Annotated in this window: 11 protein-coding genes; 4 read left to right on the plus strand and 7 right to left on the minus strand. The window is 70.6% G+C overall.

Translation table 11 applies throughout. The features are described 5' to 3' along the window. From GA0115259_RS23105 to GA0115259_RS23120, 4 genes are all read right to left on the minus strand, one after another. The coding region (locus tag GA0115259_RS23105; RefSeq protein WP_107469248.1) for a glycosyltransferase family 87 protein at positions 1-1,359 on the minus strand (1,359 nt) is incomplete at its 3' end. Positions 1,360-1,471: 112 nt separating this feature from the next. Then, positions 1,472-2,173, minus strand: coding sequence for a class I SAM-dependent methyltransferase (locus GA0115259_RS23110; protein WP_093600488.1), 702 nt, complete (start codon positions 2,171-2,173; stop codon positions 1,472-1,474). After that, positions 2,170-2,850, minus strand: a complete 681-nt coding sequence (locus GA0115259_RS23115) for a TIGR04282 family arsenosugar biosynthesis glycosyltransferase (protein ID WP_093600491.1) — start codon at positions 2,848-2,850, stop codon at positions 2,170-2,172. The genes GA0115259_RS23110 and GA0115259_RS23115 overlap by 4 nt, the downstream gene beginning before the upstream one ends. Continuing rightward, positions 2,847-3,587: a glycosyltransferase family 2 protein gene (locus tag GA0115259_RS23120; RefSeq protein WP_256098095.1), complete on the minus strand. Its 741-nt coding sequence runs from the start codon at positions 3,585-3,587 to the stop codon at positions 2,847-2,849. Before GA0115259_RS23120 ends, GA0115259_RS23115 begins: the two co-directional genes overlap by 4 nt. A 115-nt stretch (positions 3,588-3,702) precedes the next feature. Between GA0115259_RS23120 and GA0115259_RS23125 the strand changes: the two genes are divergently transcribed. Together GA0115259_RS23125 and GA0115259_RS23130 are read left to right on the plus strand one after the other, a co-directional pair. Then, entirely contained in the window at positions 3,703-4,458 is a 756-nt protein-coding gene (locus GA0115259_RS23125; RefSeq protein ID WP_093600497.1) for a response regulator transcription factor, read from the plus strand. Next, positions 4,455-5,573 carry a sensor histidine kinase gene (locus tag GA0115259_RS23130; protein WP_093600500.1) on the plus strand — a complete coding sequence of 373 codons (1,119 nt, stop codon included), beginning with the start codon at positions 4,455-4,457 and terminating at the stop codon, positions 5,571-5,573. Before GA0115259_RS23125 ends, GA0115259_RS23130 begins: the two co-directional genes overlap by 4 nt. 105 nt (positions 5,574-5,678) lie before the next feature. On the opposite strand, the gene GA0115259_RS23135 is transcribed toward GA0115259_RS23130, so the two are convergent. From GA0115259_RS23135 to GA0115259_RS23145, 3 genes are all read right to left on the minus strand, one after another. Next, a complete protein-coding gene (locus GA0115259_RS23135) occupies positions 5,679-6,746 on the minus strand; it encodes an NAD-dependent epimerase/dehydratase family protein (protein ID WP_093600516.1) in 1,068 nt (355 codons plus the stop codon). 186 nt (positions 6,747-6,932) lie between these two features. After that, positions 6,933-8,090, minus strand: coding sequence for a lactonase family protein (locus GA0115259_RS23140; protein ID WP_093600503.1), 1,158 nt, complete (start codon positions 8,088-8,090; stop codon positions 6,933-6,935). Positions 8,091-8,316: 226 nt separating this feature from the next. Then, complete coding sequence (locus GA0115259_RS23145; protein ID WP_161230441.1) at positions 8,317-8,694, minus strand: MerR family transcriptional regulator; 378 nt, start codon at positions 8,692-8,694, stop codon at positions 8,317-8,319. A 133-nt stretch (positions 8,695-8,827) separates the two neighbouring features. Here GA0115259_RS23145 and GA0115259_RS23150 point away from each other — a divergent pair, with 133 nt between their 5' ends. After that, the gene (locus GA0115259_RS23150) at positions 8,828-9,901 is read left to right on the plus strand and encodes an alkene reductase (protein WP_093600509.1); all 1,074 of its coding nucleotides are present in this window, start codon (positions 8,828-8,830) and stop codon (positions 9,899-9,901) included. A gap of 392 nt (positions 9,902-10,293) precedes the next feature. Beyond that, positions 10,294-11,121, plus strand: coding sequence for a helix-turn-helix domain-containing protein (locus tag GA0115259_RS23155; protein WP_093600512.1), 828 nt, complete (start codon positions 10,294-10,296; stop codon positions 11,119-11,121). The last annotated feature ends 80 nt before the right edge of the window (positions 11,122-11,201 follow it).

The raw sequence follows: 11,201 nt of genomic DNA on the forward strand, positions 1-11,201 counted from the left end.
CTCGCTTTCAGGGCTCCGGCCCGCCGCCGCCCGCCGCCGTCGTACGGCCCATCCGGCCAGGACCGCGACGGCGGCGAGTGCGTAGGCGACCGTGCCCGTACCGCCGCCGAGCGCCCGGCCGGTGACATAGGTGGCCGCGCCCGCGAGGGCGATGCCGAGCCATTCCCAGCGGCCGTCGAGGGCGACGAGCGCGATCAGCAGCAGTGCGTACCAGGAGTAGCCGGGAGTCATGACCAGGAACGCGGTCCCGGTCACCAACAGGGCTCCGCTCCAAGGGCGTTCGGGCTCACCCAGGCGCAGCACATACCCGGCCACCGCGACCACGACGGCCACGGCCAGCGGCAGCGCCCAGGCGTCGGGCACCAGCAGACGCAGCAGGGCATAGCGGTTCCGGGCCGAGGCATCCTCGTACCCTTCCTCCTCGGCGTAGCCGCCGAGATAGCCGAGGACGGACGCGTGGGAGCCGATGAGGTACGGCAGATAGACAAGTCCCACGGCCGCGCCGGCGGACAGCACCACGGCGATCGCGTCACGGACCCGCCGTACGCCGGACAGGGCGCCCGGCAGAAGGACAACGGGCAGCATCTTGGCGGCGATCCCGAGGCCGAGCAGCGCACCGCCCGCCGTCCGGCGCCGGACGACCACTCCGAGCGCGACGACGGACAACAGGACGGCGAGCACATCGACATGCGCGTTGTTCACCGCCTCGACGGGCACCGCCGGACACCAGGCCCAGTACGCCGCGTTCCGCGGATCGCCGCGCCGCCGCAGGATCATCAGGAGGGCGCCGGCCGTCACCACGGACAGCAGCGCCGCGCCGGTCTGGAGGCCCTTGTGGCGGACGTCCCGCGGCGAGAGCTCATGGACCAGCAGGAAGTATCCCTCCGCCACGGGCGGGTAAATGGTGGGCACCTGGGGACGGTTGATCCTGGTGCAGGTCCCCGCCTCGACCGGCGCCCTGCCCGGACCGGAACAGGCGGCGCCGTGCGGGAAGAGCCAGTCGTCGCGCAGGCGTGTGAGTGCGGGATCCGCCGGAGTGTGGTCGTACGGAGAGATCCCGGCGGCCTGCACCCGGCCGTCCCAGGCGTAGCGGAAGGAGTCGGTACTCGTACGGGGAGCCGCGACCAGTCCGGTGGCGGCGACCACGACCGCGCCCGCCAGCACGAGCGGAACCACCTGCCGGGCGGGCACCTTGCGCAGGGCCCAGGCCGCCGAGGCGAACAATGTCCAGGAGGCCGCGTACCACCAGGACAGCCCCGCCGGATCCGCGTAGTAGCCGTCCTTCCGTATGGTCAGCGCGAGTGTGGTGGCCAGGGCCGTCAGCAGCAGAGCCGTGACGGCGGTACGGAGGCTGTTCATGGCGACAGCGTGGCAGCGGGAGTGGACGAAACCGGCCTCACACGGGCCGGCGTCCGTATTTCGTAAGGTGTCAGGTCCGCTGTCTGTCAGGTCCGCCTCGTGGCGTCCGGGCTCAGGCCCGGTCCTGAGCGCGGGCGAGTTCCACGAAGACGCGTCCCGCCACCGGCCATTGATGCCGTCGGACCCAGCCGGCCGCCGCGGCGTATCCGCTCAGGGCACGGGCGCCGACCCGCGCCCAGGCGAAGGGCGTGCCCAGCCCGCCACGGCCGTTGTCGAGCCGCACCTCGCACCGCTCGTCCACGTCCAGCGCGAGGCATTCGACAATGACGGTCCCGTCCCGGCGGACGATCTTCCCCAGGCGCCCGAGCAAGGCTTCCGGATCTCCGCCGATGCCGATGTTGCCGTCGATGAGCAGTGTGGTGTCCCAGCGCCCTTCTCCGGGCAGTGGCTCGAAAACCGACCGGCACAGCGCGAGCCCGCCCAGTTGTTCGGTACGAGCCACCGCCGCGGGGCTGACATCAATGCCGAGCGCCCGCTGTCCGCGCGCCGCGAGGGCGGTGACCAGCCGGCCGGGACCGCATCCGACGTCCAGGACCGAGCCCTCGCACCGTGCGAGCACACTCAGGTCCGCGGTGTCCGGGGCGGTGCACCAGCGCTCCACCTCAAGGGGCAGCAGCCAGCCGTCGTTCCGGCGCAGAAAGAGCGGGCCCTGTCCGCTGCGCAGGGCGTCGGAGTAAGGATCCTCGTGCCAGGCTGCGGGGTACGGAAGGGTGCTGCCGGGTGCCTCCGCCGTCCTCGGTCCTCGTGCCGTCATGCGCGGACCGGTCGGCCGCCGGGAGCGTCCTCGGCCGGAGCCGGCCGCGCGTGCAGTGTGGCCGCTGTCGCCGCGTACAGGGTGGCGAAGCTGCCCGTGCCGGCCCCGGCGGCCACCAGCCGCGCGTCCTCGGCGGTGTCCACGTCCCGCAGCTTCGGCAGTTGTCCGATCCGCAGCCCGGCGGCGACGAGCCGCGCGTACTGTACGGCTCCGGTCTCCGGCACCGACATCGGTATCCCGCGCAGCAGCGCCGGATCCGGTTCCGCCAGTCCCAGCGCCCAGAAGCCTCCGTCGACGGCGGGCCCGAACCAGGCGTCGTGCTCCTGCCAGGCGTCCGGCGCGATCGCCGGGGCCAGCAGACCGGCGGTGACCTGCGGAGTGTCCATGCCGATGAGCAGGGCCGGGCCGGTGCACGCGGCGAAGGCGGCGGCGAGCCGCTCGTCCAGACCTCCGGCGCATTGCGGGACCACGTCGAAGCCCGGCACCAGCCATGGCCCGGGCCGCCCTTCCAGCACCAGTACCCGGCGCCCGGCCGGGACCCGTGCCACCGTGGTCAGTGTGTCGGCGAGCGCGGCCTCGGCCAGCGCGGCGGCCTCCTTCGGGCTGAAGGGCGGTGTGAGGCGGGTCTTGACGCGGCCCGGCACCGGTTCCTTGGCGATGACGAGAACAGTGGTCACCGGCCGGCTCCTGTCATGGCCGCGTCCGCACTGCCGGTGTCCGGTTCGGCGTCCACGCTGCCGGTGTCCGGTTCGGCGAGTACTCGACGCATGTCATGCACGGCCTGCCACGTTCCTCGCCAGGTGCCGGTGACCTTGGATTTTCCGGTCCGCGGCAGATACGGGACGTCGACCTCCCGTATCCGCCATCCTGCGTCGGCCGCGCGGACCACCATCTGGAGCGGATAGCCGCTGCGCCGGTCGGTCAGATCCAGACCGAGCAGTGCCTCGCGCTGTGCGGCCCGCATCGGTCCCAGGTCGTGCAGCCGCAGACCGGTGCGCCGGCGCAGCATCCGGGCCAGCGCGAGATTCCCGGCGCGGGCATGCACCGGCCAGGCGCCTCGCCCTTGAGGTCTGCGCCGTCCGAGTACGAGGTCGGCTCCGCCGTCCCCGCTGTCGGCGACTGTTCGTACGAAGCCGGCCAGCAGCCCGGGATCGAGTGAGGCGTCGCAGTCGCAGAAGCACACGATGTCGGCCTCGGCGGCCAGCAGCCCGGCGTGGCAGGCGGCGCCGAAGCCGCGGCGGGACTCGTGCACCACGGTGGCGCCGAGCTCGGCCGCGAGCTCGGCGGATCCGTCGGTGGATCCGTTGTCGACCACAACGGGCCGCCAGCCGGCGGGAACACGGGCGAGCACCCAGGGCAGGGCCTCGGCCTCGTTCAGACAGGGAAGTACGACATCTACGGTCACGGTCCTCACCGTAGGAATTCCGGACGGACATAGCGGACATCGACTCCTTACGAAACGCGGACGTCGCTCTTCGCTCCCCCGGCGGCCGGACACGGAAAGGCCGGCTGATGCGACGCTTGCCCCCATGAGCACGCAGATCCCGCCCGGGCCGAGCACCCGGATCCCGCCCGGCCGCATCCTGATCGTCGACGACGATCCAACGGTCGCCGAGGTCGTCACCGGATATCTGGAACGCGCCGGTTTCACGGTGGAACACGCCGCCGACGGTCCGGCCGCACTCGACAGCGCCGCACGGCACAGACAGGACCTGATCGTCCTGGATCTGATGCTGCCGGGACTGGACGGACTGGAGGTGTGCCGCAGGCTCCGCGCCATGGGCCCGGTGCCGGTGGTCATGCTCACCGCGCGCGGCGACGAGGAGGACCGGATCGCCGGGCTGGAGCTCGGCGCGGACGATTACGTCACCAAGCCCTTCAGCCCGCGAGAGCTCGTCCTGCGCATCGAGTCCGTACTGCGCCGCAGCCGCGGCCGAGGTGCCCAGGCGGTCACCGGACCCGACGGCCCGCTGCGCGGTGCCGGTCTCGCCCTGGACCCGCCCACCCACCGTGCCTCCAAGAACGGCCGTGAACTCGCCCTCACGCTCAGGGAGTTCGACCTCCTCGCGCACTTCCTGCGCCATCCCGGACGAGCGCACAGCCGGGAGGATCTGATGCGGGAGGTATGGGGCTGGGACTTCGGTGACCTGTCTACCGTGACCGTCCATGTCCGGCGGCTGCGCGCCAAGATCGAGGACGATCCCGCCCGGCCACGGCTCATCCAGACCGTATGGGGCGTCGGCTACCGCTTCGACGTCCGGCCCGGGACGGCGGAGGCGCTGTGAAGGATCTGCTGCTGATCGCCGCCTTCGCCCTGGCCGGAGCGGCCTGCGCCGGAGTCCTCGGCGCCGTCGCCCTGCGTCTGGTGCGCCACCGCTCGGTCGCCGTCTCCCTCACCGTGGTGGCCGCCGTCACGGTCACCGCCATGCTGACCGGAACACTCGCCGTCGCCCAGGCGATGTTCCTCTCCAGGCACGATCTCACCGTCGTCACACTCGTGGTGGCCATGGCCGCCACCGTCTCCCTGGCCACCGCCCTGCTGCTGGGCCGCTGGGTCGTGGCGCGCAGCCGCGATCTCGCGCTCGCCGCCCGCGACTTCGGCGACGACGGCAGCTTCGCCGCTCCGTCCGGCCCGGCCACCGCCGAACTCGCCGCGCTCTCCCGGCAGCTCGCCGCCACCAGCGCCAGACTGGCCGCCTCCCGCGAGAGGGAGCGGGCGCTGGAGACCTCGCGCCGCGAGCTGGTCGCCTGGATCTCCCACGATCTGCGCACGCCACTGGCCGGGCTGCGCGCCATGTCGGAGGCGCTGGAGGACGGTGTGGCCGACGATCCGGCCCGCTACCACCGGCAGATCGGCACCGAGGTCGACCGGCTCAACTCCATGGTCGGCGATCTGTTCGAACTGTCCCGGATCCACGCCGGAGCCCTGGCACTCAGCCCGAGCCGGCTCTCGGTCTACGACCTGGTGGGCGACGCGCTCGCCGGAGTCCATCCGCTCGCCCATGAACGCGGGGTACGGCTGATCGGCGACGGGGTCGAACCCGTGCCGGTGGAGGTGGACGGCAAGGAAATGACACGGGTCCTCGCCAACCTCCTCGTCAACGCCATCCATCACACTCCTGCCGACGGCACGGTCGCCGTCGCCACCGAGCGCCACGCCGACGCCGTGGTCCTGTCGGTGACGGACAGCTGCGGCGGCATACCGGACGAGGATCTGGCACGGGTCTTCGACACCGGCTGGCGGGGCAGCGCCGCCCGGACTCCGCCGGCCGGCGCCGGACTCGGCCTCGCGATCGTCCGCGGCATCGTGGAGGCCCACGCCGGACGCACAGAGGTACGCAATGTGCACGGCGGCTGCCGCTTCGAGGTGACGCTGCCCTTGCCGGCCCCGGCGCTGTAGGGCGGGACCTGCGGCACCAACGGCCCCTACCACGGGCCCGCGGACCGCTGTGGTCGGGGGCGGGCCCGCTGCGGTGACGGGTTCAGGACCGCTGCGGTGTCGGTGTCAGGACGGCTGCGGCGCCGCGGAAGCACGCTGTCGCGCCCGTGCGAACTCGGCCATCCCTTCGGCGAAACCCACCTGTGGCCGCCAGCCCAGCTCCTCGCGCAGCCGGGCCGAGTCCGCGGTGATGTGCCGTACGTCGCCGAGCCGGAACTCGCCCGTCACCACCGGCCCGGGACCGCCGTGGACCTCGGCCAGCGCCTCGGCCATCTCCAGAATCGTATGCGGCTCACCGCTGCCCGTGTTGTACACGGCCGACGATCCGGCGGCCCGCCCTCCGACCGCCTCCAGCGCCAGGGCATTGGCCGCCGCCACATCCCGTACATGGACGAAGTCGCGCCGCTGGGCACCGTCCTCGAAGACCTGCGGCGCCTCACCTCTCGCCAGCGCCGACCGGAAGAACGACGCCACTCCGGCGTACGGTGTGTCCCGCGGCATCCCCGGCCCGTACACGTTGTGATAGCGCAGCGACACCGCCCGGCCCGCCACGCTCCGCGCCCACGCGGCGGCCAGATGCTCCTGCGCCAGCTTCGTCGTCGCGTACACACTGCGCGGATCCACGGGCGCGTCCTCGCCGACCAGGCCGGGAACGAGTTCGGCGCCGCAGTGAGGGCAGCGCACCTCGAACCGTCCCGCCTCCAGATCGGCGGCCTCGCGGCACCCGGGCCGCACGGCCCCGTCCCGTGGACACATGTACCGGCCCTCCCCGTACACGACCATCGACCCGGCGAGTACCAGTCGCCGGACGCCGGCCTCCGCCATTCCCGCGAGCAGCACCGCCGTGCCCAGGTCGTTGCAGCCGACATACGCGGGCGCGTCCGCGAAGTCCTTGCCCAGCCCGACCATCGCCGCCTGATGGCACACGGCGTCGATGCCACGCAGGACCGCCCGTACGGTCTCCGCGTCCCGGACGTCCCCGTGTACCAGTGCGGCGTCCGGCAGTACCGGGGACTCCGGATGCGCGGCGGGCAGCAACGCGTCCAGAACGACGGGCTCGTGCCCGCGCTCGTTCAGTGCCGTGACAATGTGCGCGCCGATGAAACCAGCGCCTCCCGTGACAAGTACTCGCATGTCGAGGACGGTACGGAACCCGGCGCGCACAAGGCTGATTCCACATCAGGACGTAAGAGTTCCGTCACACCGCCGCCCGCCCGCAGGCCAGGCCGGATGTGTCGGTCGCGGAACCAGGGCGTGTGTTGCTAGGGCCTCTCGTTTGGCTCTTGCTGGGCTCGCCCAGCCTGATCCAAACGAAAAACCCTAGAGAACGACGATGCCTTCGCCGCCGACCGCATCGGGTACGGGAGTGGTGCCGATCTTGGTGAGGGAGCCGTCGCCGTTGACGCGGAAGCCGTCGACAGCGCCCACGCCTCCGGTCTGTACGTACAGGAAGTGGTTGTCCGGTGTGACGGCACTGTCGACGGTGCCCGTACCGGTGGTGGTGTTGCCGAGCGGAGCGAGCCGGGCTCCACGGCTCTGCCGGAAGCCGGAGACGGTGTTGCTGCCGGCGTTGGAGACGTAGAAGCGGTTGCCGGCGCGGGTGACCCAGCAGCTGGCCTGCTGGCCGGTGAGGATGTCGTCGAGGAGTGTGACATCGCTGTCGTTCTCGATACGGAAGGTCAGGACGGCGTTGGGGCCCGCGTCCGCGACCACGAGGCGGCCTCGCCGGTCGAAGGTCAGACCGAAGGGAGCCGAGCCGGCCTTGCTGCTGACGACGGGCCGGGCCGAGGGCGCGCCGGAGCGGTCGAGCGGGAAGACCTCGATGCTGTTGCCGCCCATCTTGGTGCTCACCACGAGCCGCGATCCGTCCGGGGTGAAGATGATCTGCCCGGGCGTGTGGAGGAACTCCGGTGCGGTGGAGGTGTTCAGACGCAGCTCGCGGTGCCATGCCGGAACGCGGTGGAGTCTCTTGTCCATGAGCCGGTAGCCCTGGATGGATCCGCCCTTGCGTGCGTTGAGGACGTACACGCGGTCCTCGTGCACGGTGACGCTGACGGGGAACGTACCGCCGGAGGAGATGACCTGCCGGCGGTGGAGCCGGTCGCCGTCGACGGAGAACACGGTGACCGAGTTGCTGCCGGCGTTGACGGCGTACAGCAGATTGTGGCGACGGTCATGGGTGAGGGATCCCTGGGAGGCGAGATGGTCGACGACCGAGCCGCCGAGGATCCCGCCCTTGCCGCCCGTGGTGTAGATGGCTCGCTTGTGGAGGGAGCCGTCCGGAGCGCGGTGGTAGGCGACGACCTTGTTGCCACTGGTGCTGTCGGTCTGGACGAAGACCCGGCCCTGGTGTTTCCCGGGATGCCGGTCCGAATCGGCGGACGCGGGAACCGCGAAGGCGGCCAGGGCCATGGACATGGCCACGGCTGCCGCAGCCGCGATTCTGGTGGTACGGACGAACGTGTTTGCGCGCTTCATCGTTCCCCTTCGGGCAGATGTGGGTTCGCGTGATGGGCGCCTGCCTCGGCGATCCGGCCAGAAGCAGGGTTCATCGTATGATCATGCAAACCGACCCCGGAGCCGCGGACCGACCGGAACCGTTCCCTCGGTGGAGTGAGCGGCATGGCACCGGACGGACGCAGACACGCACGTGACGCGTAGACAGCCCGCCGCGATGCAGGCCCAACACCTGGGCCCTGTCCGGTCAGCCGGCCAGGGCCGTCCTCAGCTGTTCCCGGTACGCGCGGGCCGTGGCCACCAGCGCGTCGAGTGCGTCCCTGGTCTGCAGGAGATCGGCGATATGTGCGGAGAGCCGGTCGCGCTCCTGTGCCATCCGCTCCAGCGCGGCGTCGGAGTTCTCCTCGCTGGGCGCGTCGACGCAGGGCAGCAGTTCGGTGATGGTGCGGCTGGACAGGCCCGCGGCGTAGAGCCGCTGGATGAACGCGACCCGTTCGACCTCGTCGTCCGTGTAGTGCCGCTGGCCGCTGGAACTGCGGGTACTGGTGAGCAGTCCCTGCTCCTCGTAGTAGCGCACGGACCTGACGCTGACTCCGGCCCGTGACGCGAGCTCGCCGATCCGCACGAAGTCCTCCCGGTTGTGTCCTGCGCCACAGGGCTTGCCTCTGAACAGAGCTTGCCTCTGACATCAATGTGAGGTTTTAGCGTAGCTGCTGCGCCCGAGGTCCGGGCGCGGCGCACCGCGAAGGAGTCCTGACGTGACGACCCTTTTCACCAGCTACCGGCTCGGCGGCCTGACGCTGCCCAACCGGGTGGTCATGGCCCCGATGACCCGGGTACGGGCCGCCGCCGGCGGTCTGGCGACACCGTCGATGGCCGCCTACTACGCCCAGCGGGCCACGGCCGGGCTGATCGTGAGCGAGGGAGTGCAGCCGAGCGTGATCGGGCAGTCCAATCCGGGTACGCCGGGACTGCACACCGATGAGCAGGTCGCCGCATGGCGTCCCGTGACCGCCGCCGTCCATGCCAACGGCGGACGGATCTTCGCCCAGATCATGCACGGCGGCCGGGTCTCGCATCCCGACACCACCGGTATGCGGCCGGTCGGGCCCTCGGCCGTCCCCGCCGTCGGCGAGGTGTTCACTCCGAACGGGCCCCAGCCCGCCCCGACGCCGCGCGCCCTGGGCACCGCCGAAGTGCCCGAGCACGCGCGGTCGTACGCCCAGGCCGCCCGCCGCGCCGTCGACGCGGGCTTCGACGGCGTGGAGCTGCACGGCGCCAACGGCTATCTGATCTCGCAGTTCCTCTCGTCCAACGCCAATCTGCGCACGGACCGCTACGGAGGCCCGGTCGCCAACCGGATCCGGTTCGCCGTCGAGGCCGTCTCGGCCACCGTCGACGCCGTCGGCGGAGCCAGGACCGGCATCCGGCTCTCACCGGGTGGGACGTTCTGGGGAGTTGAGGACACCGACGTCCGCGAGCTCTACACCGCGCTGCTGACCGAGCTCGCCCGCCTCGAACCGGCCTACGTACACCTCGAAGCCACCGCCGACGAAGAGACACTGGTCGCCCTGCGCCGGGCATGGCCGGGCACTCTCGTCATGAACCCGGTGCTCCCGATGGGACCGAAGCAGACGGGCCGCGAAGACGCCGACCACTGGCTCGGACTGGGCGCCGACCTCATCAGCTTCGGCCGGGCCTTCATCGCCAATCCCGACCTGGTCGAGCGGCTGCGCGGCGGACTCCCGATCGCCCCGGTGGACGAGGCCACGTACTACCAGGGCGGTGACGCGGGCTACTTGACCTACTCGACCCATCAGTACGAGGCCTGACTCCGGTCCACGGCGAACGGGCCGACGGGCGGGCGGAACCGGAGCGGACAGCGATGCTCGTACCAGGAACCGCTCGCGCCACGGGACACCGGGTCATGGGCCGTCCTGAAGGCCGTGGGCGTCCTGAAGGTCGTGGGGCCGGACCCCGTAGCCGGGCAGGTCGTCGCCCGTGGCATGTCATCATCAAAGCCTTGAAGTGGGGCGCATCACCAGAACTCGGCCAGTTGTCCGACTCCTGCACGAGTGACCGCACGTGTGGTGCACGATGGGTAACGCTCTGATACGGAGCCGTAGCCCCAACCCAAGGAGATTCCGTGGCTGACCTTCGTCCGTCCCGGCCTCAACGTCGAGTCCGGTACCTGAGTGACGAAGCGGTTCCCATAGCGCAGCGCATGGTTGTGGGGAGTCATCTGCGCGCACACCGTGAAAGGTTGGGCATATCCCTCAAGGACGCCGGCATGCACATCGGTGCCTCCGGCTCCAAGATCAGCCGGCTCGAGACGGGGCAGCACGAGTTCAAGGCCAAGGACATCGGCCGTTTGCTGGACTTCTACGCGGCCGACGACACCGCGCGGCAGTACCTCATGGAACTCCTCGAACACGCCAACCAGCGTCCCTGGTGGCAGGACTGGTCGGATGTCGCGACAAAGCAGTTGCAGGCATTCGTCAGCTTCGAGGAGATGGCGCAGCGGATCCGTACGTATGAGCCGACACAACTGCCCGGTCTGTTGCAGACCGAGGAGTACGCACGCGCCGTGATCGAAGCGGGAGCGGAGGTGTCGTCACCCCGCGAGATCGAACGGCTGGTGGCCCTGCGCCAGCGTCGTCGCCAGCGGTTCGAGGAGGCGCCGCTCCACAGCAAGAGACTGATCTCCGTAATCGATGAAGTGACGCTCATCCGGCCCTTCGGCAACCGGGGAATCATGGGAAGGCAGCTCGACCACTTGATCGCGCTGACGGATCATCCGCGCCACACCATGCGTATCGCGGAGCTCAGCAAGCCCAATCTGCCGGTGATGCTCGGCATGACCATCATCTTCGACTTCGAGAACAGGCTTCTCCCGGACATCGTCTACACCGAGCAATTCGACGGCGCCTTCATCCTCCAGGAAGAGAAGCAGGTGGACGGCCGGGTCAAAGCCTTCGACCGTCTCCAGAACGCATCGCTGAGCCACCAGCGTTCCGCCCAGCGTCTGCGTGACCTGAGAAAGGCGCTCTAGGGCGCGTATCGAGTCGTGGGCTAGGGTCTTTCGTTTGGATCTGGCCGGATCAGGGAGCGCCCGCCGCGGGAGCGGCTGAT

Source organism: Streptomyces sp. MnatMP-M17 (assembly GCF_900091995.1).
Classification (GTDB): domain Bacteria; phylum Actinomycetota; class Actinomycetes; order Streptomycetales; family Streptomycetaceae; genus Streptomyces.